Below are 15,315 nucleotides of genomic sequence, written 5' to 3' on the forward strand. Positions count from 1 at the left end.
CCTCAGAGGCTCCGGGATGATTCAATTTTTCCGAAAAAAGCTTTGAAAATAACCAAACATTAAATATAGGAACTTGAATAAAAAGTACAGTCCAGCAATCAGTTCTTTCCACAGGACGTGCCCAGTATGAAAATCAAATTTCTGTCCCTGCTCTTTATACTTGCAGGAGCTATCGTGATCTCAGGCTGCGTTGATGCGGAGACCCAGTTCTTTACTTGTAAAGCTCCAGAAGATCTTTACAGGACTATTTTTTGTCCCTACACAGGGCTTCTGGACCGTGAAGGACCTGGGATGCAAGGTATGCATCCCCCGGATTCCCCTCCAGGCGGGCCTCATCAAGGCTATGAGTCCGTCCATACTCTGAGAGATGCGACATCCCTTCTTGACAGCAATATCGAGAAGGCAGAAATCATCTCAATGCGGCTCGAAAGCGGGATTGAACGCCTCAAAGCCGAAGGGGAAGATGTTGGCAGACTTGAAGCCCTGCTTGAAGAATATAACCTTCTCGTAGATGAGGCAAAGCAATACCGGGCCCTTGCAGACGCAGCCGCAGGCGGAGAAAACAATAGCTCGGTTACGAATTCCGATCCATACAATGGTTCATCCGAAGACCTGGAAAGGGAATATCTGATCAGGTCGCAGGAAAGTATGATTCAGGCTAATCATGTCCTGAAAGATATTTTCGAGGAAATCCAGTTTCTGATGCCTGGAAGCGAAGAACTCAACAGCACATCCCGGCTCACTGCAGCAGGAGAAGGAAAAGCCATTCTCATGGGCAGTTTCACGCTGAACCTGCACCTGGAAGAAGGAAAAATGGCAATAGGAGATCTTTCCAGCGACTCCGAAATTGATATAGAAGGAGATTATACGTTTGAAGAGAAAAACGATAGGCATGATAAGGTCCGCCTGTACCTCATAAATTCTGCTGATGTGAAAGTTTCCGGCTCCCGTAAGACAGTACTGTTAAGCAATGAAAACATTACCCTGACTGCAGATGGTGAAGGTTATGCAGCTTTCCAGGGAAACGGCACATACGCCGTTGAAGAGGCAGGTAGATCAGTAAGAGAAGAAAACTGGGCGAAACCTTTCTTTGAAGAAGGGATGGCCCCTGGAGAATACGGGCCTGACAGAAAGGACGATAATACAGAATACGGGCCTGATAGGAAGGACGATAATACAGAATACGGACCTGAAAGGAAAGAATTATGATCGGTAATCGGGCACAGGTCAGGAATTAATACTACAGACTCTGAAAGAGCTTATCCGGAAACAGAGCAGGAGAGACTTTATCCGGAAGAGCCCATAAACTTTGCAGAAAAAGAATATTAAAGGGCCTGGGAAAATTGAAAATCAAAATGTAACTCTGGGTTTATCGAAAATGAATCTGAGGCTATATATTATTTGTATCGCTGCTGTAATTGCTTTAGTCGGACCTGCCTTAGCAGACAGCACGGCCACGGTACATGGGGAGGTGTACGGATGGGATACCTTCAAGCCCCTGGAAAATGCCGTGGTTGAGGTAAATTCCACTCCCTCTCAGTCCATGGTGGCAAAATACGGCTTTTATTCTTTTGATCTTATGCCCGGGGATTATACTATCACAGCCAGGTATTATCAAAACAGCACCCTTATTTATTCGGCAGAAGAGACTGTCAAGATTAAAGATGAGGGAAAATATGTACTCGATCTCCTGCTTCTTCCGGTTTATTCCGAAGAACTCATGGACGGCTCCGGAGTAAATGGATTTTCCGAAAACCCGAACCAAAGTGCAGAAAACTTATCCTCGAATACTACAAACCCGTTAACCGACGCAGCTACAGGCCAGATTACCAGCTCTGGAAAAGATAATTCAAGCAATACGAATCCAGCCGACCAGAGTGGAGCTGGCCCCTTAAATATGAATTACCTGCTGACAGCCCTTTTTATACTTCTCCTGCTTGCAGCAGGCTACCGGCTCTCCAGAAAGGATACGAAAACAGAGGAAAATCAAACTCAACAAAGGGTACATATAACCGGAAAAGGACATACGACAGGAGAGCGTAAGATTGGGGACCTTTCCGAGCCTGTTAAGATTCCCGGGCTTTCGGTAGAAACCCCTGATAAAAGGGTAGAAACTTCTCACAAAAGTGTAGAACAAAGGGTAGAAGTTCCTCACGAAAACATAGAACCCGAACTAAAACAGGAGTCTCAGGTACAGGAACTCCGGGTAAAGCCTTCAGGAACTGCGTCTGCAACAGAACAGGTAGCAGACCCTGTAAAAGAGCCTGTGAGAGAGCCGGTAATAGAGTCTCTGAAGGAGCCAGTAAAAGAATCGGTAAAAGATCCTTTGGAAGAACCGTTAAAAGCGCCAGTAAAAGAATCAGCACCCGAAATCCCGGAAAAGAAGGTGCAAGCAGAGCCAGCACAAATTAAAGAGGAATATCCGGGAAGTGGAAGAGAACTGGCTGAATCCGAACCGGAAAAAGAGAAACGGGAAACCTTCGAAGAAGCTGCGGATAAGCTTACAGATAAGCCTGCGGAGAATCCCGAAATTGAAATTCCTGCTTCCAGAAAAAAGCTTCCGCTTCCCGCAGACCTCCAGGAGGTTATGGATATAATTCGAGGCCAGGGAGGCAGGATTACGCAAAAAGACCTGCGCAGCAGGCTGAAGTATTCCGAAGGAAAGGTCAGCCTCATGCTTGCAGACCTTGAAAGAAGGGAACTGATCGAGAAGTTCAAACGGGGGCGCGGAAATGTTGTGATCCTGAGAGATGAGGAGCGCTAAAACTCGGGATACGGATCTTCTTATTAATTTTTAAAATATCATTAATTTTCCGAAAATAGATGTGCCTATCTTTCTCCATTAGATTTGCTTACTTTTTTTGTTCGCTATGGATGCTTTTCTCTGTCAATATGCCTGTTCTTCTCTGGATTTAAGTCAAACCGGGTTAAGATAAAATTGCCTCAGACTTGCTTAACTGAAAACTGGTAGTGGAAACCAATGCATTTTCGCAACCGTATCATGAAGCAACCCTTTAGGGGGTACTGAATAATACTTTAGAGGGCTTTTAAAGGATGAATTGGGGCTTAGACTCCTGAAAAAGCTTCATTGATAAATTTATTCCTTTAGCTTCCTTTTCGTGCTTAAGTATGCTTTTATTATTAAATACCAATGAAGGGGTTGACTGCCTTCTCCTGTAAGCTGGCAGACAAGGTTTCCTGTATTTTGCAGGTGCCTTAATCCGTTAGAGTTCAGTGGAAAGAACATGCAGGAACGGATATTTCGCCAGCAGAATCAGGAATCCTTCTATTGATATTCAGTTTTCCCATTTGAAGAACAAAAGAAGGAAGCAGTCAGAAATCTACACTCCACAAAAAGAGGCACTTTGCAGCTTGCAGGTGCCTCAAAAAACGCGGATCAGCTATTAACTCGCAGCGGATCCATTATCAGTCCTGCTTCAATGAAGGTGATCAAAGGCGACAAACTGGCAGCAGGAGAACTTTCAGATTAACACCGACAAGAGAAACTTCAGAGTAACTGAAGTAAAATAAATTTTAAATTGATGTTTCAGGCAGAGCATGGACAAAAAATCGAATTTATAAAAGCTGCCCCGAAGAGGCGGGATATGGTTTAGAGGGTGTATATGACACTTACTGAAATTATAGAGACATTTAAAACGAAATTAAATGCCTCAAATATTCTGAATTCGCTCGAGAAAGCCGCAGATTTCTACGGTGAATCGGATAATGATCCTGAGATGAGCGATCCGGGGGAAACTATAAAAAACAGCCCGTACAGCAGTTCAAACAGCGATTTTTTCAAAAGTCCGGAGGCAGAAAATCTCTCCGGGAACAGGGAAGTTCCGCTTATCAAACTGACTGACGTCTGGAAAACTTACCAGATGGGGGAGTCCGAATTTGCAGCCCTGAGCGGAATAAATCTTGAGATTTATAAGGGGGAGTTTCTTGTAGTTCTTGGCCCAAGCGGGAGCGGAAAAAGTACACTTATGAACCTGCTCGGCTGCCTGGATTTGCCTTCGAAGGGCACGGTTTTCCTGAACTCAAGCGATATTTCGGAACTTGACGAGTCCGAGCTTGCCAGAATCAGGGGGCAGATGATAGGCTTCATTTTCCAGAGCTTCAACCTTATTCCTACCCTTAACACGCAGGAAAACGTTCTCCTGCCTCTTGAATTTCAGGAAGAAGATGTACGTAAAGCCCTAAAAAAGGCCGAATACCTGCTTGAGATAGTCGGACTCTCAGATAAAAAACACAACCTGCCTTCCCAGCTTTCAGGTGGGCAAAGGCAGAGGGTTGCAATAGCACGCTCCCTTGCAGTGAACCCGCCTGTAATCCTGGCTGATGAGCCAACAGGAAACCTGGACAGCAGGACCGGGGACTATATTCTGGAGTTTCTGGACGGTTTGAACAAAAAGGAAGGCAAGACGATCATTATTGTGACCCATGACCTGGAACTTGTAAAATACGCTACAAGAATTGTGTACATCAGGGATGGCCAGATAGAAAAAATCGAAGAATGCACGCGAAATAAACAGGAGGAATGAAATGAAAAAATTTTCCTTGTTAACGCTCTTGATTATATATTCATCCGTGCTGGTGCTGGGAGCGGGAACAGCTTTTGCTGCAAGCGGATTGATAGATTCCTCGTCCGTTCAGGCAAACGTGACTAATCAGAATCCTGATGCCGCACGTCCAGGAGAACCGGTCGAACTTACTGTCAGTGTACAGAATATGGGAAACGATGACCTGAAAAATATTAATGTTGCAATCGAACCTCAATATCCTTTCAGTAAGGTTTCCGGAGAACCGCTTGAAAAACAGGTTTCCTACCTGAATGCACGGCAGGATAGTGACGATGCAGCTGTCCTTAAATTCAAGCTAATGACCGACTCCAATGTTTCCGAAGGTAAGTATGACCTCAATATTGTCACAACTGCCAGAGAGGACGGATCCTCGTCAAAGACGGTTACTACTACAAAAACCATCCAGCTTGAGGTAAGGGGTAAAGAATACGCTCAGATTGTTACCATAAACAAGGCGAATATTGACATAGCAAAGGAAGAGCCTCTCGAGTTCATAATAACGAATACGGGAAACTCCCCTCTGAAAAATATGGTAGTGTCCTGGAAAGACCAGAAAGGGGTAATTCTGCCGGTATATTCGGACAACACCAAGTACATAAAGTACCTTGAAGCAGGTCAATCCGTAACCGTTGCTTACTCGGTCATGGCAGATGTAAACGCTAACCCTGGGCTTTATACCCTGGATGTAGACCTTAAATTTGAAGACTACGACTCGAATGAGAAAAGTATCAATACCACAGCAGGACTTTTCGTAGGCGGAGAAACTGATTTTGATGTCTCCTTCTCAGAAAGCGACCAGGGAGAAGTTTCCCTCTCAGTTGCAAACGTGGGCAACAACATGGCATATTCCGTGAAAGTGTCGGTTCCTGAACAGGACGGGTACAGGATATCAGGAAGCTCTTCATCGATTGTAGGAAATCTTGAGAAGGGAGACTATACAATCGCATCCTTTAATGTTGCGAGTGCACAGGCTGCAAGTGGGGAAGAAACGCCTGGCACTGCAAAAGCAAGCGGTGCTGCCGCTGGAGATAATGCAAGTTCGGTTTCAACGGTTTCTCCGCTAAAAGTCCAGATCGAATATACCGATGCAAAGGGAGAAAGAATAACAGTTGACAAGGCTGTTGCAGTCCAGATGTCATCGCCTGCCGGTACTGGCACTGAGACCGGCCCGGGAGCGCGTAGCAGCAGTAGCCTCAGTTCATACGCGCCCTATCTCGCTTTAGTAGTGATTGCAGGAGCGGGATTATTCATACACCGCAGAAAAAAGCAGGCAAAAAGAGAGAAAAAATCCGGAAACACAGGAACCGGAGACCAGAAATACGACTCCGGGGCAACCAGAGACTAAAATAACGATATGATCGGAAAAGGAAGAACGCGGTATCAGTAACGCAAGCCTTTTCAGAAAAGGCTTGAGCGAAAACGCAAACCTTTTCAAAAAATACTTGATCGCAAACCTTTTCAAAAAAGGTTTGATCGAAAACGACACTGTCGGCGTGATCAAACGGCTCAACGGTTGTGTTTGAGCGAAAAAGAACGGAGGGATGCAGGATGAGAAATTCAACTTATGTGAAAATGGCCCTGAATATGCTTCTGCACAGCAAACTCCGAAGCTGGCTGACCATTATAGGGATTGTTATAGGGGTCGGGGCTGTTGTCGGCATCCTCTCTCTCGGGGATGCTATGGAGGAACAGGTTCAGAGCAGGCTTGCCGAGATGGACCTGACAAAGATAGCTATAAGCCCCGGATATACCAGGGCGATGTCAAATATGCCCGGCCCTCCCGGAGAGGGAGGTGGTACAGGTATGGATTCCGAATTGACAGACGATGATATTGATGCACTTCAGGGTATAGAAGGCATACAGTACATCGAAGGCGAGATTTCCGGCAGTGAAGAAGTGGATTATGCAGGGGAAAACGCAACCCTTTCAATTACGGGTGTAGATCCCCAGGTCTGGAAATACATGACTACCCTGGAGACGCAATCCGGACGACTGCTTGAGCCGGCTGACAAATACGTAGCAGTTATAGGGAGCGATGTTGCCAGCGGAATTTACGACCAGGACCTGGGAGTCAACCAGGTAATAACCGTAAAAGGCAAGTCCGTGCGCGTTGTAGGCATCCTGGCCGAAGAAGGCGATCATGGGGATAGCAGCATCTATATGCCTATCGATGGGGCAGTAAACCTGATTGAGGATGCAGAAGAAGATGTCTTTGACACGATTATGGTTAAAGCGCAGAGCGAAGATGTTGTGGATACGGTAATGGAAGATATTACAGATAAGCTCATGGTTTCAAGGCATGTTATGCGGGAAGATGACATGGACTTTTCCGTGACTGCGTCAAAATCTATGGCCGAATCCGTTACTGAAATGACCTCCTCAATGACGCTCTTCCTCGGAGCCATCGCAGCCGTGTCCCTGCTTGTTGGAGCTGTGGGAATTGCAAACACGATGTTTACCTCGGTCCTTGAGAAAACAAAAGAGATCGGCACTATGAAAGCTATAGGGGCGAAAAATCGGGATATTCTTATGATTTTCGTCTTTAATTCCGCAATGGTCGGTTTTGTCGGAGGGGTTTTTGGAGTTATGCTGGGAGCTTTTATCTCAACCCTGTTTCCGATGCTTGGTATGACCATGATGAGATCCGAGGGCGACACAGGTATCTCGCTTTCACCTCACCTTATGCTCTTCGGGCTTGTCCTGGCGGTTGTTATAGGCATCGTTTCCGGAGCCGTTCCTGCATACAGGGCCTCCAAGCTGAAGCCTGTAGATGCCCTGAGGTATGAATGACCTGAAAGTTAGCGGAAAATTAGAGAAAAACCTCAAGCTGGGGAATCGAAAATCCGAAGTGTTCCCCCGCTTTTATTTTTGAGCCAGCACTGCCTCTGCAGAGCTTCACTATCTTTTTTATCCGTCCAGACCTCTCCCTTAGACCTGACTGCACTCACACCCGACAACAAACTTTATTATACTTCTTTGCTTTTTTAGTGAATTAAGGGTAAAAAAAGTGTCTAAGTCTGTAACAGGATCGACTTACGGGCTTTTTTCGTAAAAATACAAATAATGTTCTGGACGAGATAGGTTATTTTCTTTCTTCAGATCAAATTCTGAAAAACCTGGTAAATATCGTAAAAACTTATAGTATATACATCTTTCGAAGGCGAAAACTGATTATGGCCTTTATTTTAAAGCCTCATATGCTTCTTATTTTTTGGGCCTGGCAAAAGCATGTGGATAGGGCATAAATGTAAATATTACTTATAAAAAATTATTTAATATGCCTATCTTGGATGACAGAGGTTTTCAGGTTGATTTTCAAGAAAATACCCATGCAAATTTATGAAAACTTCCACAAAATGTTTAGTGGCAATAACGAAAATACTTTTAATATCTGCAGGGAGTGCGGGGGAGCCTGCGAACATAATAAGATCGGCACTCTGCTACCTGGAGAAGAAGAGTATATGGCAAGAAAAATGGGTATAAGCATTTCGGAGTTTAAAATCCGTTACCTGGACCTTCTAAAAATGGACGATGGGACTCCAATACAGGTATTAAAATTAGGAAAGTTATGCCCGTTTTTAAATGAAGAAGAAGTATGCGAGTGCCAGAATTTTAAGCCAGTATTCTGTAAAATCTATCCTTTAGTTTTTACGGTTGAAGATGAGAAAATAAATTTTACAATCGATAATTGGTGTAAGTTATCGAAAAAAAAAGCGTGCAGACTTTATTTTGAAACCGCTATACCGCTTTTATCAAACCTTTTAATCCCGATAGAATGGTTAAAGCATGTAATTAGCTATGATAATCTCTGTTTTGATTACGATCAACTGGAAAAATGCAGGCGCGAAAAAAGCAAGTATGCGGTTTTTTCACTGGAAGAATTATTGAATTTGCAGAAAGCCGAGATAGAAACTGCCAGCTTATGTATTGATTTTGGTCAGAAGATTGAAGAGCCCGTTTTTTAACTTTACGCTGCCATAATCGAATTCAAGCGACAGCAGAGGCATGGGCTGGCTGCTGGCCAAAGTAAATAATTTTAGTTTCTCAGCCGTCTTATATTTAGCTTGCCTTTAGCCTGTCTTCTATTTAGTCTGTTTAATATTTTAGCTTTTTATGTTTTAGCTTTTTATGTTTTAGCCCTTTACTTTATTATCTAACCCTGTAGCTTCACTGTTGCCTTTATCACCTTTCATCGGAATTGCAAAAGCAAAGGTACTTCCCTCTCCCGGATAACTCCTAAACCAGACATATCCGCCATGTAGCTGGACAATCTGCTTAACCAGCGACAGACCCAGCCCGGTTCCCTGAAACTGTTTGGACGAAAAGGAATCAACCTGGCTGAAGGGCTTGAAAAGTTTGCTCTGGTCCTCGGGTTTAATACCAATTCCTGTATCCTTGACCGTTATTTCCACCATATCTCCTTTTTTCCTTGCTCCGATTTTTACAAACCCGTTTTCATAGGAGAATTTTATAGCGTTATCCACAAGGTTGTACATTATCTGAATGAATCTGGATTCGTCTGCACAGATGCTGGCAAGATCGTTACCAACGTCGATTTCAATTCGAATATTTTTACGGTCGGCTATGGGGGATACAAGATTCTTTATCATGTTAAGCTTACTGGCAAGCTCAAATTGTTTACAACTCAGCTCCAGTTTACCGGCTTCTACTTTAGAAAGATCCAGAATGTTATTTATCAGACTCAGAAGATGCTTTCCGCTCTTTGAGATGTTCCCGACAGATCTTAGCTGTTTTTCATTCAATTCGCCGTATGCCTGTTCGTGAAGCAGGTCAGAAAATCCTATTATCGAGTTAAGTGGGGTTCTCAGTTCATGGCTCATATTTGCCAGAAACTCGCTTTTGGTACGGTTTGCTGCTTCTGCGATTTGTTTTTCTTGAAGGAGTGTTTCTGCGGCTTTTCTTTCCGTAATATCTCTACAGGTTTCAAGCACTCCTATAATCTTTCCATTCTCTTCGGTTACAGGGATCGCCTGAACAAACCAGACCCTGCCGTCCATTGAAGTAAATTCTCCTGATTTTTTATTGCCTGTTACGAAAATCTGCTCAAACTGCAGGTAATCGGACAAAGGCCCATTTATGCCAGGGGCACTTTCAAGGCATAGACCCACTGCATTTTCAAGATCCAGTTCCATGAATTCAAGGGCAGCCTTGTTTGCCCAGATAATCTTAAGCTGGGGATTTACGAAAATAACCAGCTCGTTCAGGGAGTCAAGCAGGACTTTCTTTTCTCTCTCCTGTGCTGTTAGTTCCTGCTCTGCAAGATAAATTTCATTTAACATTCCGTTTATTTCCTTTGAAAGGCGGTAAAGTTCATCATTGTCTTTAAGATACAATCTTCTGGAAAGATCCTTTTCCGACCTGACCCGGGTAACGAAATCATCAACTTCTATCAATCTTGAGACGAATAGTTTGTCAAGTGCAAATTTCACTCCAACCCCTGTCATGAGACCAGTTAGCAGAAGGAAAAAGTACATGTTTTCAAGGGTTTTCTTGCCGTGTGAGTAGAGTTTTCTTGGAAAATCCGCTCTTATAATAAGCGCAGGCTTGCCTGAAATATCTTCTAATTTAAAGTATCCTGCTATTTTCTCTTCGCTGTAAGGTTCAATAACAGGTTTGTCTGGAAAATCGGAAAAGTTTTTAAACTTTGACTGAGCGTCAGCACGTAATTCCTCATCGGTTCTATACATTGAAAGAGAATAACAGGTAGCATCTTCGAAGGATTCCAGGAGGGTGTTGTCAAAATACTTTCCGAAAATCAAAGTGCCTTTGATAGGCCCCTCGTACTCTGTTGTAAGGATAGGATGGCACGAAATAAACATAGGGTTTTCTTCGAGCAAAACAAAACCGCTTATGTTTTCATTTTCTGATTTTGTGAGGAGAGTTCCGTTTTCTATCAGATCAAGAAGGTCCTCAGGCACTGGCACTTCCTCTGCAGTGTTAATATCTATTGATTTTGCATAGACCACAGAACCGGCTTCATTTACAAAAAGCATGACATTAACCTTGATTCCGGCAAGAGTTTGATTCTGAAGGTTTACATCTCTATAATCCTGGTTTCTGTCTTCAATAAAACGGTAGGTATCATCCCAGCAGGCCCAATCCTGGTTTATATAACTAAGATATCCCTGTTGAGTTGAGATGGCATTCTGTATCCTTTCTACATTCTCCAGTGTGTCCGCCTGTTCAAGTTCCAGAAAGTTGGAAAGCTGCATGCTATGAGTGAGCGTAAATGCAGCAGTAAGAACGGCAAAAATTAACAGGGTTATTAAAAGAACCTTTTTGCTAATATCTATTCTGGACACCCCAAAGAATTTAGCTACTAGAAAGAATTTAAAAGTAATATATTATTTGGTATTAAAAAGGTGAGAAAGTATATAAAATTTAGTCATTACAGGTAATTTAAGATCAATTAAAGCCTGTTCTTCCTGTTTCACCCGCCCTTCTATCGAAAGAGCTAACATGAATTTAAACAAGCTTTCAATAAAAATTTAAACGGGACTCTTTATTATTTTCTATCTGCACCATTCCGGGCTTTCAGGTACGACCGTTCGGTAATTTCCACATTTCCTTTAAGGTTTACAACTTTCATGCCAAAGGTAGAGGCAAACTCTTTAACATTTGTATGAAAATCCGGATCGCTCATAAGCCCTCCGTCTATTTTTGCAGCGAGGCAATAGAGTGGATTTTTCAGGTAATGCTTATTGAAGTCCCGGCTCCCGGTTTCATTTTCCAGCCGTTTCCAGCTCGAAGCCCACATAGGGGTCAGATAGATTGTTCCCATGCCCTGGAATTCGGCCATGGCTCTGGCATAGGCTTCGTTTCCTCCGAGTGCTAAACTTATGCAGTCTTCTATAGTTTCCCCGTTTTTATCTTTAAGGAAAAAAAGCGGACATCCGAGATCTGCAAGGTCCTCCTCCAGTTTTCCAAGCGCGTGCCCACAGGTGCCGTAAAAAATCAGGATCCTATCCGAGAAGGGAGCCATCTCACGGATATTTCTGTACACCTCTGCCTTCAGAATCTCAAGATCGGCATGCAGGCCCAGGCTTAACAGATTCACAACAACACTTATCTCTTCCCCGAGTTCCCTTTTCCTGCAAAACTTTTTGAATAACGGAAAGCATGAGAGAAGCTTTGAAGAAGCTCTGAAAGCAGGGCTGTGTCGGTCTTGCAGGAGCATTGGGACCCGATCCAGAAAAACTGCCCTTGGGGTGCAATTCCTTAATCTGAGCTTACGAAGGAACCCTGAGCTGTCCCGGTTTTCCACGACTATTAGCTGCTTTAGCTCGCGGTCTTTTGATAATACATGTACAAGCTCGTCTTCGAGCATTCCGCAGGCAATAATGCTCATTACAGGCATACTTCGGATGTCCTTCCTCGTAAATTCTTACTTCTGGAACTCTTCTTCGTAAATCTTTATTTCTGGAATCTTTCTTCGTAATAAATCTTTATGGTTAATCATTGTACAGTAAAATCGGGGGAAGTGGCAGATTTGATTCAGGAAATATATGAAAGAACCGCCAGCATTCACAAATAAAAAGCAATAGCTAAATCAGGGAAATTACTGAAAAAACCACAAAAGAGAATAAGTGCGGACAGGAAAGAATGAGTACCTGTTTCTTCTCGATTCTGTTCTTCTCATTTCTCTTTATGGCAATATCATATTAAATAAATTAGTTATAAATGATCTCTTTACAGACTGTTCTATAAATGTTTACAGACTGTTCTATAATGTTTACAGGCTGTTCTATAAATGATTCCTTTACCAACTGTTCAGCTATAAATGGTTCAGTTATTTCTATTTTATTTTCAGTACCATATTCTCTGAATTTGCTACTGTAAGATATCTGGTATATTATAGCATTTATAGCATTTATAGCACTTTATAGCATCGTTAATTTCTTCTTTCTTATTCTTTATTTCTTTTTACCAGTCTGTTTTTGTTTATTTTTTCTTGAATTTCCAGGGAGTTTTTTATCAGGAGTGACTCCGTAATACTTTGTCCTTGCTGCTCCCCAGATGCAGCCGTTTTTCCCGAAGATTTTCAATTCAATGTTCTGGATAGTCTTGCAAATTTGGTTTCCCTCTCTTGCACCCTTGCAGACTATACAGAACTTTTCACAAAAAACAGGGGGTTTCCCCTTATTTTCAACCATTTCGACACTTCCAGCCATAAGATATTCTCTTGTCCGGATACTTATGGGTGCTTATCCAGATATCGTGCTAACAAGAAACAATTTAATTCGATCAGAGCAATTTCTTTCCTGCGCCAGGGCCGGGAGCGCACTGGAATACTTCGCTAATCCTGACTTCTATAAGGTTCTTTGCAGGGAGTCCGGGTTTTGCGGCATGCACAATTGCTTTCATTTTTTCAAATTTTTCTCCGGAACTGATAATCTCGGTTTCACCTTTTATCTGGAAGCAGCCGCCTGTGTCCGGCCCCCATACATAGATTGCCACATTCGGGTTTTCTTCAAGGTTTGCCAGGGATTTATCCATGAAATTATCCGCAATCCAGATCGTTTCGTCATCTACAAGCTGGCAGAACCCTATCGGCACTACATTGGGAATTCCTGATTTTGAGGCCGTAGCTACGGGAAAGATCTTTACTTTTGAAAAAGCGCTTTTCATCTCTTCGTTTAATTTTACCATGGTAATCACCACCAAGATGGTTGCGGTATAAATTTATATATTTAAGCGTCAGAATTGTGTATTGAAGGTCGGATTTGTGTATTTTAATAACCTTCAGGGAAAAAAGGTTAATTAAAACTTTTTAAATAAAACCGGTGGAAATCTTGAGTCTTACTGATGATATAAGGAGTCTGGGGACAGGAATCCTTGAAAAAATTGGATCTCAAAACGAAAACGTTATTAACTGGAAGAGCTGGCTGCAAAAATATAATTTTCTTCCCGGGCATCCGGATGATCCGTATGCCTGGCTTACGGATATTCTTGCGCTGAAATCCGTAGATTCCGGGAATTACGGAGTTGGGAGTATTCTGGTAGGGGCAGACGGCAAGCTTGCAGCTATGGGCCACAACCTTGTATATTCCCCTTATTTCAGGAGCGACCTGCATGCAGAGATGGTAACCGTAAACAGTTTTGAAGAAGAAAATCCGCAAATCACCACCTTAAAAGCATATACTCTTTATACATCAATGGAATCCTGCCCAATGTGCCTGACAAGGCTGATCTCTGCCGGCATAAATAGAGTCTTTTACGTCTCTCCTGACCCTATTGGCGGGATGGTAAATGCAATTTCCCTGCTGCCTCCTCTCTGGAAGGAGCTCTCAGGCCCACAGCTTTTCACAAAAGCCCGCTGTTCTACAGAGCTTTCTAATGCTGCAACTGAGATCATGCTTATCAATGCAAATGAGCTTCTTGAGATCCTGAGAAAACGCCGCATGTAAGCCTCATCTTCTTAAAATTGTGCAGCTGGATTACGAAAGACAAACGATACTTTTTGTTTAAGATATGGCAAATCAGCATTTTCAACTTCCGAATTTCCTGCAAATAAATAGCTACTGCCTGTAACCCGCATAAGCAGGGCTTTTCTAAGCCTATCCCAGGCTTTTAAACCGCTTAATGATCGGACATTAGCCTGATTCGGTAGCATTAGAATTAACTTTTTAGCGGCATCATTACCTTTTTTTGACGAATGTTTCTCTGCAAAAACAGATAGGATTATATAAAGAGAACATATATTGTGGTATGAAAATTTCATCATAAAGTATATCTTTTAAATATATATTTGGGGGGAAGAGATATTAGGAAATCTGGAATTCTCGTAGTTTTACTTTTAGCAGGAATATTATTTATTTCCGGCTGTGCGGAAAATGATCAGGACAATGAGACCGATACCGGGGAAGGAGAAGGGGTAACTCCCGTAGAGGATGCAACTCCCGTAGAAGGTGTAACTCCTGATGCAACGGAAGAAGTTACGGAACCGGAAGGTGGAGACTCTGGGGAAGGGTTAATGCCAGGCCAGGAGGAAAGCTCCCTGATTGGAGGGGAAGAAGGCATAATCCCGGGTGAAGAGGAGCCGGGCCAGGACAATGAAACCTCCGTTGAAAACCAGATCCCGGATAATAATCAGACAATTGTTCAGGCTGCGGAAGGGGCAGGATATGCTACCTTTGCTTCACTCGTAAGGGATGCAGGGCTTGAAGACACTCTTAATAACGGGGGGCCATACACTGTTTTCGCTCCCAGCGACCTGGCCTTTGAGAGCCTTCCAGAAGGCACGCTTGACGACCTTCGTAATGATAAGGAGAAACTGAACCGTGTGCTGACCTATCACGTGGCCGACGGGGAATACATGGCTTCAGCTCTTGAAAACATGAATTCTCTTACTTCCCTGGAGGCCGGAGAGCTCACTGTGAATGCCACAGCCGGAGGACAGGTGATGGTAGGAAGTGCAACCGTCATAGAGCCTGATATCACTGCAGATAATGGAGTTATCCACGGAGTTGATAAAGTACTGATTCCACCAGGAATCTGAAAATAAAAACCCGGAATAGAAGCAAAGATTACGTTAATTTGCTTCTTTCACTTCTTTTTTACTTTACTTATTAAATGTTCGTCCTGCCAGTTAGCTTCTATTCTGTTTTTCCAGTAAAGCCTTTATTCCGTTTTGTTGCTGACAAACTTCAAGATGGTCGCATTCGAAGAGTTTAAGACCCCTCTCAAGAGTGAAAAGAGACCATATTAAAGT

14 protein-coding genes are annotated in these 15,315 nt (G+C 43.1%); 9 read left to right on the forward strand and 5 right to left on the reverse strand.

Features of this window, described 5'->3' with window-relative positions; translation table 11 throughout:
• Window positions 1-126: 126 nt before the first annotated feature.
• The 7 genes from ACPK8D_RS03995 to ACPK8D_RS04025 all read left to right on the forward strand — a co-directional run bounded on the left by ACPK8D_RS03995 (window position 127) and on the right by ACPK8D_RS04025 (window position 8,548).
• Window positions 127-1,209, forward strand: coding sequence for a hypothetical protein (locus ACPK8D_RS03995; RefSeq protein ID WP_424716550.1), 1,083 nt, complete (start codon window positions 127-129; stop codon window positions 1,207-1,209).
• 169 nt (window positions 1,210-1,378) lie between these two features.
• On the forward strand, window positions 1,379-2,764 hold the full coding sequence (locus tag ACPK8D_RS04000; protein WP_424716551.1) for a DUF7343 domain-containing protein: 1,386 nt from the start codon (window positions 1,379-1,381) through the stop codon (window positions 2,762-2,764).
• 601 nt (window positions 2,765-3,365) lie between these two features.
• On the forward strand, window positions 3,366-3,491 hold the full coding sequence (locus tag ACPK8D_RS04005; protein ID WP_424716552.1) for a hypothetical protein: 126 nt from the start codon (window positions 3,366-3,368) through the stop codon (window positions 3,489-3,491).
• Between the two features lie 132 nt (window positions 3,492-3,623).
• Window positions 3,624-4,544 (forward strand): ABC transporter ATP-binding protein, encoded by a 921-nt coding sequence (locus ACPK8D_RS04010; RefSeq protein ID WP_424716553.1) that lies wholly within the window; start codon window positions 3,624-3,626, stop codon window positions 4,542-4,544.
• Window position 4,545: 1 nt separating this feature from the next.
• On the forward strand, window positions 4,546-5,928 hold the full coding sequence (locus ACPK8D_RS04015) for a COG1361 S-layer family protein (protein WP_424716554.1): 1,383 nt from the start codon (window positions 4,546-4,548) through the stop codon (window positions 5,926-5,928).
• A 203-nt stretch (window positions 5,929-6,131) separates the two neighbouring features.
• Window positions 6,132-7,373, forward strand: coding sequence for an ABC transporter permease (locus ACPK8D_RS04020; protein ID WP_424716555.1), 1,242 nt, complete (start codon window positions 6,132-6,134; stop codon window positions 7,371-7,373).
• A 518-nt stretch (window positions 7,374-7,891) separates the two neighbouring features.
• The gene (locus ACPK8D_RS04025) at window positions 7,892-8,548 is read left to right on the forward strand and encodes a YkgJ family cysteine cluster protein (RefSeq protein ID WP_424716556.1); all 657 of its coding nucleotides are present in this window, start codon (window positions 7,892-7,894) and stop codon (window positions 8,546-8,548) included.
• Window positions 8,549-8,716: 168 nt separating this feature from the next.
• Here the strand turns inward: ACPK8D_RS04025 and ACPK8D_RS04030 are convergent, their stop codons facing one another.
• From ACPK8D_RS04030 to ACPK8D_RS04045, 4 genes are all read right to left on the reverse strand, one after another.
• Window positions 8,717-10,906 carry a CHASE4 domain-containing protein gene (locus ACPK8D_RS04030; protein WP_424716557.1) on the reverse strand — a complete coding sequence of 730 codons (2,190 nt, stop codon included), beginning with the start codon at window positions 10,904-10,906 and terminating at the stop codon, window positions 8,717-8,719.
• A gap of 203 nt (window positions 10,907-11,109) precedes the next feature.
• Window positions 11,110-11,961, reverse strand: a complete 852-nt coding sequence (locus ACPK8D_RS04035) for a DUF1638 domain-containing protein (protein WP_424716558.1) — start codon at window positions 11,959-11,961, stop codon at window positions 11,110-11,112.
• Window positions 11,962-12,517: 556 nt separating this feature from the next.
• Window positions 12,518-12,757 carry a hypothetical protein gene (locus ACPK8D_RS04040; protein ID WP_424716645.1) on the reverse strand — a complete coding sequence of 80 codons (240 nt, stop codon included), beginning with the start codon at window positions 12,755-12,757 and terminating at the stop codon, window positions 12,518-12,520.
• Window positions 12,758-12,848: 91 nt separating this feature from the next.
• Window positions 12,849-13,253 (reverse strand): pyridoxamine 5'-phosphate oxidase family protein, encoded by a 405-nt coding sequence (locus tag ACPK8D_RS04045; protein ID WP_424716559.1) that lies wholly within the window; start codon window positions 13,251-13,253, stop codon window positions 12,849-12,851.
• A 143-nt stretch (window positions 13,254-13,396) separates the two neighbouring features.
• Between ACPK8D_RS04045 and ACPK8D_RS04050 the strand changes: the two genes are divergently transcribed.
• Window positions 13,397-14,011 (forward strand): nucleoside deaminase, encoded by a 615-nt coding sequence (locus tag ACPK8D_RS04050; protein WP_424716560.1) that lies wholly within the window; start codon window positions 13,397-13,399, stop codon window positions 14,009-14,011.
• A gap of 11 nt (window positions 14,012-14,022) precedes the next feature.
• Here ACPK8D_RS04050 and ACPK8D_RS04055 read toward each other — a convergent pair whose 3' ends face one another.
• The gene (locus ACPK8D_RS04055) at window positions 14,023-14,325 is read right to left on the reverse strand and encodes a hypothetical protein (protein ID WP_424716561.1); all 303 of its coding nucleotides are present in this window, start codon (window positions 14,323-14,325) and stop codon (window positions 14,023-14,025) included.
• Window positions 14,326-14,352: 27 nt separating this feature from the next.
• Here ACPK8D_RS04055 and ACPK8D_RS04060 point away from each other — a divergent pair, with 27 nt between their 5' ends.
• Window positions 14,353-15,102: a fasciclin domain-containing protein gene (locus ACPK8D_RS04060; RefSeq protein ID WP_424716562.1), complete on the forward strand. Its 750-nt coding sequence runs from the start codon at window positions 14,353-14,355 to the stop codon at window positions 15,100-15,102.
• The last annotated feature ends 213 nt before the right edge of the window (window positions 15,103-15,315 follow it).

Source organism: Methanosarcina sp., from assembly GCF_049706645.1.
GTDB lineage: Archaea > Halobacteriota > Methanosarcinia > Methanosarcinales > Methanosarcinaceae > Methanosarcina.

Bases quoted from the DNA above. Each gene is read 5' to 3' on its own strand.
- ACPK8D_RS04045 (WP_424716559.1), bottom strand. From the start codon at position 13,253: ATGGTAAAATTAAACGAAGAGATGAAAAGCGCTTTTTCAAAAGTAAAG.
- ACPK8D_RS04055 (WP_424716561.1), bottom strand. From the start codon at position 14,325: ATGAAATTTTCATACCACAATATATGTTCTCTTTATATAATCCTATCT.
- ACPK8D_RS04020 (WP_424716555.1), top strand. From the start codon at position 6,132: ATGAGAAATTCAACTTATGTGAAAATGGCCCTGAATATGCTTCTGCAC.
- ACPK8D_RS04035 (WP_424716558.1), bottom strand. From the start codon at position 11,961: ATGCCTGTAATGAGCATTATTGCCTGCGGAATGCTCGAAGACGAGCTT.
- ACPK8D_RS04000 (WP_424716551.1), top strand. From the start codon at position 1,379: ATGAATCTGAGGCTATATATTATTTGTATCGCTGCTGTAATTGCTTTA.
- ACPK8D_RS03995 (WP_424716550.1), top strand. From the start codon at position 127: ATGAAAATCAAATTTCTGTCCCTGCTCTTTATACTTGCAGGAGCTATC.
- ACPK8D_RS04040 (WP_424716645.1), bottom strand. From the start codon at position 12,757: ATGGTTGAAAATAAGGGGAAACCCCCTGTTTTTTGTGAAAAGTTCTGT.
- ACPK8D_RS04015 (WP_424716554.1), top strand. From the start codon at position 4,546: ATGAAAAAATTTTCCTTGTTAACGCTCTTGATTATATATTCATCCGTG.
- ACPK8D_RS04010 (WP_424716553.1), top strand. From the start codon at position 3,624: ATGACACTTACTGAAATTATAGAGACATTTAAAACGAAATTAAATGCC.